Origin of the sequence: Microcoleus sp. POL10_C6 (assembly GCF_036701585.1) — a bacterium.
Lineage (GTDB): Bacteria > Cyanobacteriota > Cyanobacteriia > Cyanobacteriales > Microcoleaceae > Microcoleus.
The window spans coordinates 1-19155 of the sequence record NZ_JAUBRB010000066.1; the positions used below are offsets into that span (position 1 = coordinate 1).

General features: G+C 47.7%; 17 protein-coding genes and 1 pseudogene. 13 read left to right on the forward strand and 5 right to left on the reverse strand.

The features are described 5' to 3' along the window. From QUA34_RS25805 to QUA34_RS25815, 3 genes and pseudogenes are all read left to right on the forward strand, one after another. A pseudogene (locus tag QUA34_RS25805) lies at positions 1-111 on the forward strand (photosystem II q(b) protein); the annotation flags it as partial. Positions 112-522: 411 nt separating this feature from the next. After that, the gene (gene cbiE, locus QUA34_RS25810) at positions 523-1791 is read left to right on the forward strand and encodes a precorrin-6y C5,15-methyltransferase (decarboxylating) subunit CbiE (RefSeq protein ID WP_333323808.1); all 1269 of its coding nucleotides are present in this window, start codon (positions 523-525) and stop codon (positions 1789-1791) included. A gap of 225 nt (positions 1792-2016) precedes the next feature. Next, a complete protein-coding gene (locus QUA34_RS25815) occupies positions 2017-3489 on the forward strand; it encodes a tetratricopeptide repeat protein (protein ID WP_333389948.1) in 1473 nt (490 codons plus the stop codon). Between the two features lie 133 nt (positions 3490-3622). Here the strand turns inward: QUA34_RS25815 and cphA are convergent, their stop codons facing one another. From cphA to QUA34_RS25830, 3 genes are all read right to left on the reverse strand, one after another. Continuing rightward, positions 3623-6343 (reverse strand): cyanophycin synthetase, encoded by a 2721-nt coding sequence (gene cphA, locus QUA34_RS25820; protein WP_333389950.1) that lies wholly within the window; start codon positions 6341-6343, stop codon positions 3623-3625. Between the two features lie 338 nt (positions 6344-6681). Further along, a complete protein-coding gene (locus QUA34_RS25825; protein ID WP_015178241.1) occupies positions 6682-7575 on the reverse strand; it encodes a cyanophycinase in 894 nt (297 codons plus the stop codon). Positions 7576-7640: 65 nt separating this feature from the next. Continuing rightward, positions 7641-7799: a hypothetical protein gene (locus QUA34_RS25830; protein ID WP_333084108.1), complete on the reverse strand. Its 159-nt coding sequence runs from the start codon at positions 7797-7799 to the stop codon at positions 7641-7643. Between the two features lie 108 nt (positions 7800-7907). On the opposite strand from QUA34_RS25830, the gene trmD reads away from it, so the two are divergent. The 6 genes from trmD to larB all read left to right on the forward strand — a co-directional run bounded on the left by trmD (position 7908) and on the right by larB (position 13240). Then, positions 7908-8603, forward strand: a complete 696-nt coding sequence (gene trmD / locus QUA34_RS25835; RefSeq protein ID WP_333323805.1) for a tRNA (guanosine(37)-N1)-methyltransferase TrmD — start codon at positions 7908-7910, stop codon at positions 8601-8603. Positions 8604-8988: 385 nt separating this feature from the next. Next, positions 8989-9468, forward strand: a complete 480-nt coding sequence (ispF, locus tag QUA34_RS25840; protein ID WP_333211506.1) for a 2-C-methyl-D-erythritol 2,4-cyclodiphosphate synthase — start codon at positions 8989-8991, stop codon at positions 9466-9468. A 33-nt stretch (positions 9469-9501) separates the two neighbouring features. Then, the gene (locus QUA34_RS25845) at positions 9502-10020 is read left to right on the forward strand and encodes a hypothetical protein (RefSeq protein WP_333323804.1); all 519 of its coding nucleotides are present in this window, start codon (positions 9502-9504) and stop codon (positions 10018-10020) included. Further along, the gene (locus QUA34_RS25850; protein WP_333323803.1) at positions 9995-10600 is read left to right on the forward strand and encodes a PIN domain-containing protein; all 606 of its coding nucleotides are present in this window, start codon (positions 9995-9997) and stop codon (positions 10598-10600) included. Before QUA34_RS25845 ends, QUA34_RS25850 begins: the two co-directional genes overlap by 26 nt. A 40-nt stretch (positions 10601-10640) precedes the next feature. Next, positions 10641-12401 carry an ABC transporter substrate-binding protein gene (locus tag QUA34_RS25855; protein ID WP_333389959.1) on the forward strand — a complete coding sequence of 587 codons (1761 nt, stop codon included), beginning with the start codon at positions 10641-10643 and terminating at the stop codon, positions 12399-12401. A 35-nt stretch (positions 12402-12436) separates the two neighbouring features. Then, on the forward strand, positions 12437-13240 hold the full coding sequence (gene larB / locus QUA34_RS25860) for a nickel pincer cofactor biosynthesis protein LarB (protein ID WP_333323802.1): 804 nt from the start codon (positions 12437-12439) through the stop codon (positions 13238-13240). A 371-nt stretch (positions 13241-13611) separates the two neighbouring features. Here the strand turns inward: larB and QUA34_RS25865 are convergent, their stop codons facing one another. Then, entirely contained in the window at positions 13612-14223 is a 612-nt protein-coding gene (locus QUA34_RS25865; protein ID WP_333084122.1) for a hypothetical protein, read from the reverse strand. 326 nt (positions 14224-14549) lie between these two features. On the opposite strand from QUA34_RS25865, the gene QUA34_RS25870 reads away from it, so the two are divergent. The 3 genes from QUA34_RS25870 (at position 14550) to QUA34_RS25880 (ending at position 16250) form a co-directional block, all read left to right on the forward strand. Then, on the forward strand, positions 14550-14762 hold the full coding sequence (locus QUA34_RS25870; protein ID WP_333084124.1) for a high light inducible protein: 213 nt from the start codon (positions 14550-14552) through the stop codon (positions 14760-14762). Positions 14763-14905: 143 nt separating this feature from the next. After that, positions 14906-15445 carry a photosystem II reaction center PsbP gene (gene psbP / locus QUA34_RS25875; protein ID WP_333323801.1) on the forward strand — a complete coding sequence of 180 codons (540 nt, stop codon included), beginning with the start codon at positions 14906-14908 and terminating at the stop codon, positions 15443-15445. Positions 15446-15599: 154 nt separating this feature from the next. Next, a complete protein-coding gene (locus tag QUA34_RS25880; RefSeq protein WP_333389961.1) occupies positions 15600-16250 on the forward strand; it encodes a nucleoside triphosphate pyrophosphatase in 651 nt (216 codons plus the stop codon). A gap of 289 nt (positions 16251-16539) precedes the next feature. On the opposite strand, the gene QUA34_RS25885 is transcribed toward QUA34_RS25880, so the two are convergent. Continuing rightward, positions 16540-17445: a calcium-binding protein gene (locus tag QUA34_RS25885; RefSeq protein ID WP_333323800.1), complete on the reverse strand. Its 906-nt coding sequence runs from the start codon at positions 17443-17445 to the stop codon at positions 16540-16542. 302 nt (positions 17446-17747) lie between these two features. Between QUA34_RS25885 and eno the strand changes: the two genes are divergently transcribed. Beyond that, positions 17748-19028, forward strand: coding sequence for a phosphopyruvate hydratase (gene eno, locus QUA34_RS25890; RefSeq protein WP_445242849.1), 1281 nt, complete (start codon positions 17748-17750; stop codon positions 19026-19028). Positions 19029-19155: the final 127 nt, after the last annotated feature.

Genomic DNA, 19155 nt, shown 5'->3' on the forward strand with positions numbered 1-19155 from the left:
AACTTGGGTATGGAAGTAATGCACGAGCGCAATGCTCACAACTTCCCGCTTGACTTGGCTGCAAGTGAAGTCACTCCTGTAGCTTTGGTTGCTCCTTCTATCAATGGCTAAGTTTTAGTCCTCGATTACAAAAAGCGCTCCTAGTAATAGGGGCGCTTTTTGTTTGGGGAAAATTTTTAGAGACTTTATTCTGATACCTCGTCGGGTAAAATAACCGTTATAACTGACATCTTGCACTATTATTAATAAGTGTTTCACGGGCGGGCAGGATGCCGACCTCACAAGAAGAGATATACTGTTTGTGGAACAGGCAAGATGCCTATTATTGAGAATTGTGCAAGATGTCAGTTAGAAATTTTGTAGTCAATAATTCAGTCCCACAGAGTTTTATTATGAGGAATGAATTCCTCACTATAAATCAATTTTATTCGGGTTGTTCTAGCGGAAATAATATGATTAATAACTAATAACTAATAATTAATAATTAATAATTAATAACTAATAACTAATAACTAATAACTAATGACTATTGAGTTTGAGTATTCCGATGCAGCCGGAAACAAGATTAGCGGTAAGGATTCAATGCACAAATGGCTTTCGGTGGTGGGGATTGGCGAAGACGGACTTTCGGGATTGAGTGCGATCGCCTCTACTCTCCTCTCTCGATCTCAAGTCGTTGTCGGTGGTGCCCGTCACCTCGCAATGCTACCAACCGACGACACCCGCGAACAATTGCTTTGGGCTTCGCCGCTACAAACAACAGTCGATCAAATCATCCGCCGCCGGGGACAGTCTGTCTGCGTGCTAGCCAGCGGCGATCCGATGTGTCACGGCATCGGCGTCACGCTGTCGCGCCACATTCCCATTTCGGAAATGACTGTGATTCCGTCGGTATCGGCTTTTAGTCTTGCTTGCGCCCGTTTGGGTTGGCCGCTGGCCCAAGTTGAGACTTTCAGTTTGACAAATCGCCCGCTCGCATCGCTCGCCCTTGCTTTGTCTCCCGGCGCGCGCTTGCTGGTGTTGAGCGCTGACAGACACACGCCGGGAAAGGTGGCACAATTGTTGACGCAGCGGGGGTTTGGCAGCAGTTTGATGACCGTGTTCGAGCGGATGGGAGGGAACTCGGAACGGCGGATCGAGGGGGTAGCAGCAGCCTGGAATGAATCGGATTTGGCGGATTTGAACACGATCGCGATCGCAGTTGCAGCCGATCGACAAACTCTTATCCTCCCCCGAACTGCGGGTTTGCCGGATGCTGCTTATCGCCACGACGGACAACTTACCAAGCGGGAGGTTAGAGCCGTTACTCTGTCAACGTTAGCACCGATTCCGGGTGAGTTGCTGTGGGATGTGGGCGCGGGCTGCGGCTCGATCGCGATCGAATGGATGCGGAGTCATCCTCGGTGCAGGGCGATCGCGATCGAACGCGATCCGACTCGATTGCAATACATCGCTGAAAATGCCTCGACTTTCGGCGTTCCCGAACTCGAAATCGTTGCGGGAGAAGCGCCGGAAGCCCTGACAAATTTGCCTCAACCGAATGCTATTTTCATCGGCGGCGGTGTCACCGCAGAATCTGTGCTGGAAACTTGCTGGAATGCTTTAGGTGAAGCCGGCCGATTAGTTGTTAATGCGGTGACAGTTGAGAGCGAGTTTAAAGTTTTGCAATGGCACGATCGTTATGGTGGGGAACTCATTAGAATTGGGATTCAGCGAGTAGGGGCGATCGGCTCTTTTCAGGGTTGGAAGCCGCTTGCACCCGTAACTCAGTGGGCGGCAGTTAAAAGCTAAAGTAAAATATTCCGAGAGAGCCATCTAAAATAGAGTAATGTGCGCCAGATGCCTCAACCCTTAATAATAATCGCTTTCTCACTCCGCCTGACGCAGCCTACGAGTTGATTTGAGTATGATACTTGGCTTGAGTCCGATTAAAGTAAAATATTCAGAGGGAGCCCTCTCAAATGTCAAATCTCAAATCTAAGAGCTCAAATCTCAAAGCTCATGAGAGGTTAAAAAATGAGTTTTTATTACCGACTGCCACCAGCGCTAATCGCGGCAACAATTGCGAGCGTGCAACCTGCTGAATTTGCTGTCGCGCAGTTGTCAGCACAACAAGTGGAAGAAAGTGAGAGAAATGAGTGCAATCCGTCAGGAGAAATCGATTTCAATGAAGCTATTCGCCTCAATCCTAACGATGCTGAAGCGTACAATGATCGGGGTGCTGTCCGCTATGAGCAGGGAGATAGAGAGGGTGCGATCGCCGATTACAACGAAGCTATTCGCCTCGATCCTAACCATGCTAATGCTTATCACAATCGGGCTCTGCTCCGCGATGAACTGGGAGATAAACAAGGTGCACTAGCCGATTACAACGAAGCTATCCGCCTCGATCCTAACGATGCTGATGCTTACTACAATCGGGGTATTGCCCGCTATGACCAGGGAGATATACAGGGAGCGATCACCGATTACAACGAAGCTATTCGCCTCAATCCTAAGTATACTTATGCTTACTTCAATCGGGCTCTGCTCCGCGATGAACTGGGAGATAAACAAGGTGCACTAGCCGATTACAACGAAGCTATTCGCCTCGCTCCTAACGCTGCGGATGCTTACTACAATCGCGCTTTTGTTCGGTCACAGCAGGGAGATATAGAGGGTGCACTAGCAGATTTCAACGAAGCTATTCGCCTCAATCCTAACGAGGCTAAGGCTTACAACTATCGCGGTTTTGTGCGAGCGCAACAGGGAGATATACAGGGTGCAATCACCGACTACAACGAAGCTATTCGCCTCGCTCCTAACGATCCTGAAGCTTACAGCAATCGCGGTTTTGTTCGCTCACAACAGGGAGATAAACATGGTGCAATCACCGACTACAACGAAGCTATTCGCCTCAATCCTAGCTATGGTAAAGCTTACGGAAATCGGGGTTATTTCCGCTATGACGAGGGAGATATACAGGGTGCCATAGCCGATTTTAACGAGTTTATTCGCCTCGATCCTAATGATGCTACGGCTTACAACTATCGCGGTTTTATTCGCTTACAACAGGGAGATATACAAGGTGCAATTGCCGACTACAACGAAGCTATTCGCCTCGCTCCTAAGTATGCTGATGCTTACTACAATCGGGGTGATTTCCGCTATAACCAGGGAGATATAGAGGGTGCGATCGCCGACTACAACGAAGCTCTTAGCCTCAATCCTAAGTATACTTATGCTTACTTCAATCGGGCTCTGCTCCGCGATGAACTGGGAGATAAACAAGGTGCACTAGCCGATTTCAACGAAGCTATCCGCCTCGATCCTAACGATGCTGATGCTTACTACAATCGGGCTCTTGTCCGGAACCAACAGCGAGATATACAGGGAGCAATAAATGATTTTCAGAAAGCCTCTGAGTTGTATCAGCAACAGGGAAATACCGATTCATACAGAGATGCACAAAATGCAATTAGAGAACTTCAGAAAGAGCTTGAAGTCTAACTATTTATTATAGGTACGCACCGATATATTACCAATTAGCGGGCGTACCTCATTTAACTGAGAATTTATATAAAAATAGGTTGGGTGTCCTAAAAGTTCAACCCAACCTATTAATTAAATGAGACTTAAGAGTTTAGCCTTGATTCACCACAGTCGGTTTTAAACTTTCCTGTGACTTCGATCGATCTAAACCATTTTGAACTTCCACAGATTCCTTAATCGGTTTCCGGGCTTCAATTAAACTCAAAGCTTTGTTGACACCTTCAGGTAAAATCACTACCAAACTGCCTACCGCGGCCTCATCTAAAGCCTTGTTAACGGCCGTTGTTTCGTCGAGAATCAACTCGTATTCAACGTTAGATTTGTTTGCGGTTCCTGCAGAAATCGCCTCGGCAATTCCCTGGCAAATTAACTTGGCCACAACACCGGGTTCTCGCCCGCGCCTGTCAATATCTTCCTTGACAATAATACGATCGAACATCTCGGCCGAAAGTTTACCCAGCGTGACAAAATCTTCATCTCGTCGGTCTCCGGGGGCACCTACTACCCCGATTCGCAGTCCCGGCCAATTCAGCACGAAACTGCCCAAAGCTTTGTAGCTGTGGGGGTTGTGGGCGTAGTCGAGTAAAGCGTGATAGCTGCCCAAATTAAACAAATTCATCCTTCCGGGAGTTTGACCGACGGATGCTTGGAAGGTTGACAAAGCCGATCGAATATCTTCTATTTTCACTCCTTGGGCAAAAGCCGCCAAACAAGCTGCTAAAGCATTGGCAATCATAAACGGCGCGCGCCCGCCCATCGTCAGCGGCACGTTCACAGCCTGCTCAATTCGCAGCGTCCAATCGCCTTTCAATATCGACAAATACCCATTTTCGTAAATCGCTGCCAGCCCGCCCGCAGCGGTATGTTTTGCAACCAGTTCGTTATCCGGGTTCATCGAAAAATATGCAATTTGAGCCTTGACACGCTGCGCCATTTGTGATACCAGCGGGTCATCTGCATTTAAAACTGCATAGCCTTTGGGCATTACCGACTCGACGAGAACGCTCTTGAGTTTGGCCAGTTGTTCCACGGTGTCGATGTCGCCAATTCCCAAGTGATCGGCTGCGACGTTCAAGACGACGCCAACATCGCACTGGTCGAAGCCGAGGCCCGATCGCAAAATTCCGCCTCTAGCCGTTTCCAGCACCGCCACTTCTACCGTTGGATCAGACAAAATCAATTGAGCACTCTGCGGCCCGGTATTGTCTCCGCTTTCGACCAAATAATCGCCGATGTAAGTGCCGTCGGTAGTCGTGTAGCCGGTAATCTGACCGGTCTGTTTGACAATGTGGGCAAGCAGGCGAGTGGTTGTCGTTTTGCCGTTGGTTCCCGTTACCGCTAAAATCGGCACCCGGCTGGGTTGAGGCGAGGGGAAAAGCATATCGAAGACGGCGCCGGCGACGTTGCGGGGTAAACCTTGACTTGGGGCGACGTGCATTCTGAAACCCGGTGCTGCGTTGACTTCGACGATGACGCCGTTGACATCGCGCAGGGGTTGGGAGATGTCGGGAGTTACTACGTCAATGCCGGCGATGTCCAAACCGATAATTTTGGCGACTCTGGAAAACAGCCAGACGTTTTCTGGGTGGATTTCGTCGGTGCGATCGACTGCAATGCCACCGGTACTCAAGTTTGCTGTCGCCCGCAAAAATACTCTTTCGCCGACGGGCACTACGGAGTCCATTGCGTATCCTTGTTTTTGCAGCAAATCCAGGGACAATTTGTCGATCGTGATCCGGGTGAGCACGTTGTCGTGTCCGTCTCCTCGCTGCGGGTCGCGGTTTACTTCTTCAATAAGCTGTTCTACTGTAGACTTGCCGTCGCCCACGACGTTAGCGGGGACTCGTTCTGCGACTGCTATCACTTGCCCGTTAACTACCAATACTCTGTGGTCACGGCCGACGTAATAGCGCTCGACAATGACGCTTTTTGTTTTTGATGCGGCGCTGGCTAAGTCGTAGGCTTCTTCTGCTGCTTCCCAGGAATTGATGTCGATCGTAATGCCGCGGCCGTGGTTGCCGTCTAGGGGTTTGAGGACGATCGGATAACCGCCGACATCTTCGATCGCCCCGCGCAGTTCATCCAAATAATGAATCACCGTTCCTCTGGGAACCGGTACACCGGCGCTGGCGAGGATATTTTTGGTACCTTCCTTGTCACAGGCAAGTTCTACTCCCAAAACTCCCGTCCGGTTGCTCAGAGTTGCCTGAATCCGCTTTTGGTGAACCCCGTAGCCGAGTTGAATCATAAACCGGGCGCTCAAAGGTATCCAAGGAATGCCGCGCGCTTCTGCTTCCTTAATCAGTGTTTCCGTGCTCGGCCCGAGTGCCGCCGACGCAGCAAACTCTCTCAGGTCTCTCAAATCTTGGACTAATTCTGCTGCTGGATAAGTGCCTGTCTCGGCAATGCTTTGGCACATCCGCACGCCCGCCCGGGCTGCATAGCGACCTGCTTGTTCGTTTTGATACTCAATTACTACTTGGTAAATGCCTGGGGTCGCAGTCTCGCGGGTGCGGCCGAACCCGACCGGCATTCCTGCCATTTCCTGAAGTTCTAGGGCGACGTGTTCGATTACGTGTCCCATCATTGTGCCTTCTCTGACCCGTTGCAGGAATCCTCCCTGATGGCCTGGTGAACAGTGATGGTCGTTCAAACTCGGAAGTGCGGCGATCAACCCTTCATAGAAGCCAGGAATTTCGGATGTTTTTTTATCTGCCCACTCCTCTAAATCCAGACGCATCAGGACGAGTTTCTGGCGTCGGATGCTCCAGTAGTTGGGGCCGCGTAAGGTCTGGATTTTAAGTATTTTCATGGCAGTTAGAGGGGTATGGGGCGCGAAATCTTATAGATAATTGGAGCATTTATTCAATTTCGATCTAGATTGCTCGATCGACTGTTCGCTGCGAACAGTTTGGGAGTGAATTTCCAGTTATGGGCTACCCAATTGAAAATTCATGCCCCTGCGATTGGCTAAAAACAAGTACAGGCCAATGGCTAGCAAAAACTCAAAGCCCGAAGTTAGAATTTTCTGTGATTCTGCCTTCTCGGCTCAGCCCGTGGCTGGTTCGGAATCTATTCTATGGTTGTATCCATGATTCGGCCGGAATGCCGCCTAATTTCTGCCGAATCAATGACAAGAGATGTTCTACGTTAGTTGGCTGTGCGGCATTCGGGGGGCCAGCCAGACTCGGAACAGGCTCCTGATGGCATTGGTTTGCCGAGGGGCATATTGTAGCAATCTCCGTGACATAGAACGTGCAAGCGCATATTGAACAGACTTAAGGGTTCTGTCGCTCCTACCATAGACTCATTGGTATAAAAATTTTCCCTAGAATCAACAATAGTCACAGTGCCTTTACCGAGAATTTTCATAGTATCGTCTCCCTCAAACAAGGCGCAGGTGTCTTCGTCAATACCAATAGCGATGCGATCGGGATGGCAAGCCACAGCCGACAGCAAGCGAGCCATGCGGTTGCGGTTGTGAAAATGCTGATCGACGATGATCTCAGGAATAATGTTAAGTCCGTTTGCCATGTCTACTAAAGAGCGGTTCGGTGACGCGCCACTCCCACCGCCTGCAATCATGTGATATCCCATCACCGCAGCACCTGCGCTGGTGCCAGCGAGGGTAATCTTGCCTTCGAGAGTTTCTTTGCGAATTTTCTCCATCAGCGGGGTGTCCGCCAGCAGTCCACAAAGCCGCAGTTGGTCGCCTCCTGTGATGAATACGCCCGTACAGTCTTCTAAGTAATCTTTCCAGACGGGGTTTTCGCCTTGTTCGCGTTCGCGGATGTCCACTACTTTGACGGCGCTAACGCCCATTTCGTCAAATATTGTACGGTAGCGGTTGCTAATTCCTTCGGGATCTCGCGAAGCGCACGGAACGATCGCCAGCCGAGCGTTTGCACCCCCAGCACGGCAAAAAAAGGTGTTCAAAATCTCTCGCCCGTGAACTTTGTCTTCGGCTCCCCCGATGACCATAATCGAGGTTTTTGTGCGCTGGGGAATATTGTGTTCAAGGGCTTGAGATGTCAACTGCTGCATGGTGTGTCTTCCTCTGTTGGATGTGAAATTCAATTTTGCCGTGGCTGTGCGTAGAATAGGGCTTTTTAAGAATAAATATTTGTTGGTGCGAGGGAGGTGCGATCGCCGATCGTGCGATCCCGCAGTTGTTTGGCGGTGAGTTTACTTGCAGTCGCTGTCATGAAAAACTGATTATTGTTGTACAAAACGGGCCCGCCGACAAAGGAAGAGAATTTAACTTGCAAAAATTTTCAGAAATTATAAGAAATTATAAAGAATAAAGCAATTACTGAAAACTGAACTCCCTCTAAAGGTCAAACTAGAGGTGATGTATCAATGAAATTCCAATAATTGTGCGATTTGACGTTGTTACCCTATTTCCAGAATTTTTCCGGGCTCCCCTAGAGTCGGGACTGATGGGCAAAGCCTTAGCTAAAAAGATTGCTGAGGTGAATTTTGTCAATCCCCGCGATTTTACCACAGACAAACACCAGCGAGTCGATGATGAGCCTTACGGGGGCGGAGTGGGGATGCTGATGAAACCGGAACCGATTTTTGCTGCGGTGGAGTCGCTGCCGGTTTTGCCACGGCGAGAGGTGATTTTGCTGACTCCCCAGGGGGAACCGATGCAGCAAGCGATGTTTCGAGAGTTTGCAGTCGATCGCGATCAGTTGGTCTTGATTTGCGGTCATTATGAGGGTGTGGACGATCGAGTCCTGCATTTGGTGACTCGCGAGGTGTCTTTGGGGGATTTTGTGCTCACGGGGGGCGAAATTCCGGCTTTGGCTTTGATTAATGGGGTTTTGCGATTGCTGCGGGGAACTGTGGCCAAGGAAGATTCCCTAAAGTTTGAGAGTTTTGAGGACGGACTTTTGGATTATCCGCAGTACACTCGACCGGCGGATTTTCGGGGATTGAAGGTGCCCGATGTGTTGCTGTCTGGTAATCACGCAGAAATTGCTCGCTGGCGCAAGCAACAGCAAATTGAAAGAACTCGATCGCGCCGGCTGGATTTGTACGATCGGTGGTTGCAGGAGAGGGAAGAATAGGAGTAAAGGGCGATCGCACGAGTGGTCAGAAACCGGGTTTTTTGCGGTAATACTTCGTTGTAGTCCACAGATTCGGTAAAAAACCCGGTTTCTTTGGTCTTGATGCGTAAATCCCGTATATTTAAGAGCCTAATAAATTTTGGATTCGCGTTTGTAAGTCTTTGAGTTCAGGAGAGCGATCGAGAAGTCCCCGATAATTTTCTAGCGTTTCCAGCATTAACCCTTCTCTCCCCCCTCCAGCAGCTTTAGGATTGCCATAGCTGCTGAGGAAATTAGCAAAAAAAAATATTTAACACTCGGATCGGCATTAAAAAATAAATTCACTTATCTCCCTAAAAATATGAAATAATTGTCTTCTACTATACTTACCAAACCTTCCTTTTACATGAACATCCGCATCGGCAATGGCTACGACATTCACTGCTTAGTTCCCGATCGCCCTCTCATCCTAGGCGGTGTCAATATTCCCCACGAATTAGGCTTATTAGGACACAGCGACGCCGACGTACTTACTCACGCTATCATGGATGCCATGCTCGGAGCTCTGAGCTTAGGAGATATCGGTCTTTATTTCCCGCCAACTGACCCGAAATGGAAAGGTGCTGATAGTCTCGTACTGTTGGCACAAGTGAATCAGTTAATATTAGATAAAGGCTGGGAAATCGGCAATATTGATTCGGTGGTAGTGGCAGAACGTCCAAAGCTGAAACCGCATATTGAGCAAATGCGCGATCGGCTTTCTACTGTCCTACAATTAAAACCCGACCAAATCGGCATCAAAGCTACTACCAACGAAAAATTAGGGCCGGTGGGAAGAGAAGAAGGAATTGCAGCCTATGCTGTAGTTTTGTTAGTGCTAAAATAGAACTTTAATCTACGTTTTAGGAAGGCCAAAACCATGCAAACTGAAACCTTGGATTTAGAGTTACCCATAGACGCAGATATTATCGCATTGGATAAGGACGATCGGGTAGTCGTGCTAATCGAAGTCAAAATTATTGAAGCTCAAGAAACAGCAGCAAAGCAGAGGATTGCTTATGACATGATATCTTGGATGAAAGCTGCGTTAGCGAAAATGTCCGAGCAACGCACCATCATTCCCTATGCGATGTTTGTTGACACCGAACTGATTCTGATTTTCAAATGGGACGGAGTAAATTTATCTGAACCTGTGTGCTCTCTAGACACTGCTGATATCCTTCGCCATTATGAGCCAGAATTTGGCAACAAACGGATATTTAAGCGATATCTAACTAGACTGGTTGAAGCATGGCTGCGCGACTTAGCTTATAATTGGAAGTCTGAGATTCCAACCGCATCAGAACAGATAGCAAAAATCGGCTTGCTGCCACTGCTAGCAGGTGGGACGACAAAATCTGGGGTAGAAATTGGTGGCAATTTTATATATCGAGACTAACTTTCTGATGAGCATTGCTACGGGACGCGACCCTGACGCTAACAACTTGTTGGTGAGTGTACCGACATCAGTCAGCATAGCCATACCAAGTTTTTGCTGCATGGAATCACTCTCGGCTTTAGAAGACGAAATCAAGCGACGCAACCGTTTTTTAGGTGAAATGGAAAAACAAATTAGTCAGCTAAAGCGAGATAAAACTTCACCCTCTGCCCAGTCTCTTGTCTTCCACTTAGAGCAATCACTCACTGAAAATGAGGCTCTGATAAATGATATTAATGCACGTCTTTTTGCAGCTCTTGATTTGTTAGCCACAAAGATAGAAATGATTCCCTTAACAGCAGGCATACTTCAAGCAAGTTTGAATTCAATTTTTATTGAAGAAGACCCGACAGACAATTTGATTCTGCACTGCATTTTGCGTCACGCACACTTACATCCTAATGAAGTCAAGGTATTTTTGAGTAATAATACAAAAGAATTTGGTCTGCCCAAAGTTCGAGATGCTTTGCGGGAAGTAGGGATAACCAAGTACTTTTCGCGCACTGAAGACTTTCTCGGTTGGCTACAATCTCAGTCATAGTCGCACGCAAGTGGTAAACTAAAAAATTATGAAAATTTCTATGATCCTATATTCAAGACTGCGCTGGTTCGTAATTTTACTGGCTGCAATTGCCACTATAACTCTGTCTGCGTGCACTCCAGCCCGATCGAACTTAGTAAACAGGCTCATCGTTCCCACCCCCAGCGGCCCAGCTACCTTTAACTACCCGCTAAATCAATCTGCATACAGCGTTTTTGGCTATATGTACGAGGGATTGATCAACGAAAATGGCTTGACATCGGAGTTAGAACCTGGTTTAGCCGAGTCCTGGGAAGTTTCTAAAGATGGCAAAAAGATTGTCTTCACCCTGCGAGAGGGCTTGAAATGGTCGGACGGCCAACCTCTGACTACTGATGACATTATCTTCAGCTATGAAAAGATTTATTTCAATGACAAAATTCCTAGCGGTTTGAAAGATATTCTGAGGGTTGGCATCAGCGGTCAATTTCCAAAACTCAAAAAACTCGACAGTCGCCGCGTAGAATTTTCCGTTGCAGAACCCTTTGCTCCTTTTATTAGATATGCTGGGGGAATCCCAATTTTACCAGCTCATATTTTACAGGAATCTATCGATAATACAGATGCAGATGGCAAGCCTAAATTCTTGACTACTTGGGGCACGGATACTGACCCTAAAAAAATTGTGGGGAATGGTCAATACCGAATGCTGAGCTATACTCCCAATCAGCGCGTTGTTTTGGAACGAAATCCGTATTATTGGCGCAAAGATGCTGAGGGAAATCCTCAACCTTACATCCAGCAAATTGTTTGGCAAATTATCGAAAATACTGATAATCAACTGCTGAATTTTCGATCGGGCGATTTGGATACTCTGAACGTGGAGCCGGAAGTGTTTCCGCTGCTGAAACGGGAGGAAAAACGCGGCCAATATACGGTCTTCAACGGCGGGCCGGATACTGGTAGCGTTTTTATGTGTTTCAATCTGAATAAGGGGCGCAATGCTCAAAATCAGCCGTTTGTAGACCCGGTTAAGTCTCGCTGGTTCGCGAGTAAGGAATTTCGGCAGGCGATCGCCTATGGCATCAATCGCGAGGCGATGACTAACAATATCTATCGCGGACTTGGCGCGCCGCTGCATTCCCCAATTCCGGCGCAAAGCCCGTTCTACCTGTCCCCAGAACAGGGATTGAAAACTTACAGTTACGATCTGGAAAAAGCCAAAGAGTTGCTGTTAAGTGCTGGCTTCAAGTACAATTCTAACGGCGAATTGTTGGATGCTGAAGGCAACAAGGTACGATTTACTTTGTTGATGGCGGCAGGTAAAAAAGTTCGGGAACAAATGGGAACGCAAATTAAGCAAGACTTGGGCAAACTGGGGATGCAAATTGATACGCAGTTCCTGAGTTTTAACACTTATGTGGAAAAGCTGCGATTGACGCGAAATTGGGATACTTACCTCGGCGGTTTTACGGGAGGTACTGAACCGCACAGCGGCTACAATATTTGGTCAGTCAATGGCACTTTGCACAGTTTCAACCAGGGCCCGCAATTCGGAGAACCCCCGATTAAAGGTTGGGAAGTGTACGACTGGGAGCAGAAAATCGATGACCTTTATGTGAAGGCTTCCCAGGAGCTTGATGAAGCGAAGCGCAAGGAGCTTTATGGAGAAACGCAGCGGATTATAGCGGAACAAGTTCCTTTTGTTTATATGGTAAATCCGCTGACTTTTGAGGCGGTGCGCGATCGCGTTTCGGGAATTCGCTACAGTGCCCTCGGCGGTGCTTTCTGGAATTTGTACGAGTTGAAAATAGCAGAATAGTCAGCAGTTAGCAGTCATTACTCAGTCATTAATTAATGGAACCTAAAATTTTACAGAATTTACTCGAATCGGTGGCTGCCGGCGATATTAGCCCGATCGCAGCTTTGGATAAATTAAAGCATTTTGACTTTGAACAAGTCGGCGATTTTGCCAAAATTGACCATCACCGCACTCTAAGAACGGGTTTTCCTGAAGTAATCTGGGGCCCGGGGAAAACGCCAGACCAAATTGTTGAAATTATCGAGGCGATGCGCGGGCGAAATTCTGCGGTGATGGCGACGCGAATTGAACCGGAAGTTTTCGAGCAATTGCAACAAAAAATACCCGATTTGTGCTACTACCCAAAGGCTCGAATTTGTGCAATTTCTGCTAATTCCCCAACTCCGCAGCATCCGGGTACTGTGACTATTATCAGTGCGGGAACGGCAGATTTACCTGTAGCGGAAGAGGCGGCAATTACTGCGGAACTTTGCGGTTTTCAGGTGCGACGTTTGTGGGATGTCGGAGTTGCCGGCATTCACCGCTTGCTGAGCAATCGGCACGTGATTGCTGATGCTGATGTGTTGATTGCGGTGGCGGGTATGGAAGGCGCTTTGGCGAGTGTGGTTGCGGGTTTGGCAGATTGTCCGGTGATTGCTGTGCCGACGAGTGTAGGTTACGGCGCGAGTTTTGGCGGGATTGCTCCTCTTTTAACTATGCTCAATTCTTGTGCGGCTGGTGTGGGTGTGGTGAATATTGATAATGGATTTGGCGCGGCGATTTTGGCTTGTCAAATTCTCAGAAGTGCTGGCAGAGTGGGAAGAAGAGGAGAGGGGGAGAATCTGATAGAGGGGGAATAGTTAGAAACCCCCTCTATCAGATAAGACTAAGGCCAACTGTCACAGGACGATCGATTTTTAGGGTGCCTCTTGCACCATTCTCGCTTAACAGGCTTTCGGGCCTGTTCCACAAAGAGTGAGTTTTCTTGTGGGGTGGGCCGAAGAGCCCGCCCATAAAAAACCTAATTGAAAATGGTGCAACATCTCAGGTGCGTCAGACTCCGTTATTGAAATATTATTGAAGATTTCCGGTAGTAGAGCACCTTACTATATATGCCAGTTGCGTCCCGGACGGCCAGACTCGGCGGTTGAAACCGCGTCTCAACTTGTCTCTCGTTCCAGCAGAGGAGGACTAAAAAATACAGGAGGTATTATTCAAGCCGGATTTGATATTACTTGCTGCCTAGCCAAATCGGATAAGCAGAAGAATCCTCAGCTTTTAACTTTTGCGCCTGATAACTCTTGCTAGTCCAAGTAGCTACTGTTTGCAGGCTTTCTGTCAAACAACTTTCGCTACCAAACGCTTCAAATCCCAAACTCCACCACGCGCTGCCATTAATGTTCAACTGAGTAAGTTCCACGGTGCAACCTTGGGGAATTGGGGCTTCCACAGGCACAGACATCAGGGAACCAGGGGTCGATACTTGATAAAGACGCTGCGCTCGCTTTTTCTTGACTGCCACCCACTTTCCTGTCGCCAAAATATCCGCCGGTATCGGCGCCATCGTGTCGGCACAAACCCACTTCAGCCACTTTTCGGCTTTGCCTTCCCAGCGGTTGCCGAACTGCATCGTCCCCAACTCTCCCTGACGCCACTTTACCTCCAAGGTTTTCCCACGCAGCTTCACTCCCAAGTAGTCGCAGCTTGGTACTAGCAAATATATGTCTTCCCGCTCTTCAGGAGGCGAAAGATACCCGCCGAGACTCTCGCTTCCAAACCATTGATTGATTGATTTTGGCAGTGCACCGCTATAAAACCACCGCATTTCCAGACTGGCCCGCATAAATTTTTCCTCCGTTCCACAATTTTCGTCAAACCCAGACTGGATTTGCCATACACCATCGACTTTTGTGCCTCTCCACTCTATCCTCCCCCCTCCGGGGCCCAGAGTCTACCCACAGTCATACCATTTTAGATTTTAGATTTTAGATTTTAGATTGGGGAAAGACTGACTATATAAAGGTTTAGAGCTTGCCTACAGTTGCGTTTTTTTTATTTACTGGTGTCAGAGCGAGGTCTTTAAAAAAAATTTCTCACAATCCTTTACATATCTTCACAAGTCTGTTACATTTATTTACAGTACACTAAAAACCATTTAGGAAAAAAAAGATGAGTAACCGAGGCTTAATGCTGGACGACCAAGGCAAAATGAACAATTTTGCGATCGAGCCGACAGTATACATCGATGACGAACCCCGCACCGGCTTTACCCCCTACGCAGAACGCTTAAACGGCCGCCTTGCCATGATTGGCTTTGTTTCTCTCTTGGCTTTAGAAGTTTCGACCAAGCACGGGCTGATTAGCTGGCTGACTCAGCTTTAATGACTTTGTTAACAATTAAACTATATGGCTATGGATCGCGGGCGGTACACAAACAGCGATCCATAGCCTAACTATTTTTAGGATCAAAGTTTGGTGAGACAATTAAAATTAAATATTTTTGTTTTACCCTACCCGTAAAAAGAATGCTCAAACGAATTGCGGCAATACTTCTGGTTGTTCTAAGCCTCACCTTGACCGGTTGTGTGTCTAAAGTCACCGGACTCAAAAGCTACGTTGATACTGGCGATGGCTATCAATTTCTCTATCCTAACGGCTGGCTGCCGATCGCGGTTTCTAACGGGCCCGATGTGGTGTTCCGCGATTTGATTCAGCAAACCGAGAACGTCAGCGTGGTAATTAGTCCAGTCGCCAAGGACAAAACTCTCGCGGATTTGGGAACACCGACGGATGTGGGATACAAGCTCAGCAAAAGTGCGATCGCCCCGATTGATTCCGGCCGCGAAGCTGAATTAGTCAATGCAGAAGCTCGTGAATCGCGATCGAAAAACTATTACATTTTAGAATATGCCGTTAAGTTGCCAAACCAAGAACGCCACAACTTAGCGAGTGTAGCCGTCAGCCGCGGCAAACTTTTTACGCTTAACGTTTCCACTACCGAAGAACGCTGGCCCAAGGTAAAAGAAGCTTTTAAGAAAGTCGTTAAATCTTTCTCTGTTTATTAGGGAATTGGGAATTGAGTATTGGGCATTGGGCATTGTTGACTGTTGACTGTTGACTGTTCGCTGTTGACTTTTGACTGTTCGCTGGAAACCTCACCACAGTTAACTGACAACTGTCAACTGTCAACTGTCAACTGTCAACTGAACTTCTTAAATGATGAAAATTCCAACTTTTGTATTAGCTTCAGCTTCTCCAGCGCGCCGCCGCCTGCTAGAAAATGCCGGAATTCAAGCTGTGATTTGCCCCAGCGACTTTGATGAAGGACAAATACAAATGAAAGATGCCACTAATTTAGTGCAGGTTTTAGCAGAGGGAAAAGCTGAGGCTGTAGCTAAGTTTTTACTGGCTAATTCTCACCCCCAAATCTCCAATCCTAAAGCGTGTTTGGTGTTGGGATGTGATTCAATTTTGGTCATAGATGGCGAAATTCACGGCAAACCCAAGGATGGGGAAGAAGCAATCTCGCGCTGGCAGAAAATGCGCGGTAAGGTGGGCGAACTCTATACGGGTCATGCTTTAATTGATACTAGATTCGATGACTTTGGTGAGGCTAGGTCGCGATCGATCATTCGCTGTCAAGTTACAAAAGTTCATTTTGCGGAAGTTACCTCGCGCCAAATAGTGGCTTACGTCGCTACCGGAGAGCCCCTCGCCTGTGCAGGCTGTTTTGCACTCGAAGGTAAAGGCGGTTTGTTTGTAGAACAAATCGAAGGATGCCAGACAAATGTGATTGGTTTGAGCTTACCTGTGCTGCGGCAAATGCTCACCGAAATGGGATATGATGTGGCAGATTTCTGGCAATCTTAAATATTGTTAAATTCATGTCAGGAATCGGGAGGCAGAGCCTCGCTTATATTCGTTCTCAGGCAGAGCCTGGGAACGAGGATTGATAGCCTTGGTGTTGTGGAATCGGCGTCCCGCCCGTCCGTGTTCTGCTTCTTAGGATGGCGAATTAAATAACTTACAATTTTAATTGTTATTGTGGGATGGGCGTCCCGCCCGTCTTTTTTGGACGGGCGGGACGCCCATCCCACAAACTTCTGGAAGTTATTTAATTCTCATTCCTTAGCAGCAATATGTACCGATTTGAATTAACCTAGAGCGTCGCCTCCGATACAGAGATAAACTGAATTTGATCCGGCGAAACATCCTTCACCAAAGCCAAGATATTGCCACTGCTAGCTTCCCGAATCACCGTCGCCTTAGTATTTAAAATTCTAAAATCAGCCGTTCGAGGAATTCCCGGAGGAAAAGGCCCGCTGCTGTCATAATCTCTGGCATCACCAATTGTTAAAAACCTTTCGCTCAAAACAATATCATTTCGCGTCAATCCACCCGCCAATCCAATTACATCACCTTCAGCCGGATTGTAATCGAGAATAAAATCTGCAGGCACTTCATCTACATCAAAATTGCCGCTAGGAGACGGTTGAAGCGAACCAATCTCTCCCGAAGTTGCTCCCACTTCTGTGCGGAGGACAAACAAATCTGCGCCTTCACTTCCCCAAAGTCTATCAATTCCAGCCTCACCGATTAGAGTATCATTTCCACTCTCTCCTACTAAAGCATCATTCCCTTTACCACCGCGAATAAAGTCATTGGCCGTGCCTCCATAAACGTAGTCATCACCTTGATCTCCGCTGACAAAATCGCTGCCACATTCTCCATACAGAATGTCAAAATCTTGGCCACCACGAATAGTATCGCTGCCACACCCTCCGATTAAAGTATCTGTGCCGCTGTTACCGTTCATCAGTTCCGCACCACCGGAACCTCTGACAAAATCGTTACCATCTAAAGCCTGTAAGCCTCCGGGAGTATTCCGCAGAATTCCGTTTGCTAATTGAAATGCGTCGTCATTGGGAGTTAAGTCAAAAAAGTTGGGGTCGCTGCCTGGATTTGGCAATGGCCCTGTGAGTAATTTGATGTTTGGGGGATCAGCAATAATTGAGTCTGGATTTTCAGCTAATGCTCTAATTTCTCCGAGATTTGTTTCTAACATCCTAAGTTTCTCCTTTTTTGATTGACTTTGTTGACATTCTGATTTTAACAAAGATTCCAATTAAGAAATCTGCGGGAATCTGGGGTTAAAACAATCAAATTATTGTCCAAATAGCCGTAGATGCTTATTCAATAAGCGTAGTTTATTGACACCAGGTTGCTCGTCCAAATCCGCAAATATTTTGAACTGTGTACCAATAATTCTGGGGATCGCGTAATCTATTACCCGTCAGCAGTCAGCGTGGGAAAACCCAGAGACTGCTAATTGTCATGAAACCTTGAGTTAAGTCAGGAATAATTAATATGCTAGACACTGCGATCGAATCTATTCAAGCCAGAGAAATCCTCGACTCCCGTGGCCGCCCCACCATTGAAGCTGAAGTTTACCTAGCCAACGGCGTTGTGGGGATCGCCCAAGTCCCCAGCGGTGCGTCTACAGGCTCTTTTGAAGCCCACGAACTCCGCGATGATGACAAAACCCGTTATGGCGGCAAAGGAGTCCTAAAAGCCGTTGCTAACGTCGAACACAAAATTGCCCCCGCTTTGGCTAATATAGATGCGATCGACCAAGCGCTGGTAGACAAAACCATGATTGACTTGGACGGTTCCCCCAACAAATCCAACCTCGGCGCAAATGCCATTCTCGGAGTCTCCTTAGCCACAGCAAAGGCGGCCGCCGAGACTTTAGGACTCCCCCTTTACCGCTACTTGGGCGGGCCCTTGGCGAACGTTTTGCCCGTACCACTGATGAACGTGATCAACGGGGGCTCTCACGCTAACAATAATGTGGACATTCAAGAATTTATGATTGTCCCGGTGGGTGCGCCTTCTTTTAAAGAAGCTTTACGCTGGGGTGCAGAGGTATTTGAATCCTTGAGTAAAGTCTTAAAAGCTGAGGGTTTGCTGACTGGTGTGGGTGATGAAGGCGGTTTTGCGCCTAATCTGAAATCCAATCAAGCAGCTTTGGATTTGTTGATTGCAGCTATTGAAAAAGCTGGCTATAAACCGGGTGAACAAGTTGCTTTGGCTTTGGATGTTGCTGCTAGCGAATTTTACAAAGATGGGCAGTACACTTACGACGGTGTGGCTCATTCGCCGGCAGAATTAATCGATTATTTGGATGGTTTGGCCGGAAAATATCCGATTGTTTCTATTGAAGATGGTTTGCACGAAGACGATTGGGACAGTTGGGTAGCGCTGACTGAGAAAATGGGCAGCAAAGTTCAATTGGTTGGTGACGATTTGTTTGTTACTAATCGCACGCGGCTGCAAAAAGGAATTGATTTGAAAGCTAGCAATTCGATTTTGATTAAGCTGAATCAAATTGGTTCTTTGACGGAGACTTTGGATACGATCGACCTCGGCAAACGGAACAGCTATCGAGCCGTCATCAGCCACCGTTCGGGTGAAACTGAAGATACCACAATTGCCGATTTAGCGGTAGCGACTCGCGCCGGTCAAATCAAGACTGGTTCTTTGTGTCGCAGCGAACGAGTTGCCAAATATAACCGTTTATTGCGGATTGAAGACCAATTGGGCGATCGGGCAATTTATGCTGGGTCGATCGGTTACGGGCCCAAGTAACACTTGGTAATCTAAAATTTTCGTTCCCCGGCTCTGCCTGGGGACGCTGATCCGGAGGCTCTGCCTCCAATTTTCCTCGCGTCTTCGAGGCAGAGCCTCTGGATATCGGTTCCCAGGCAGAGCCGGG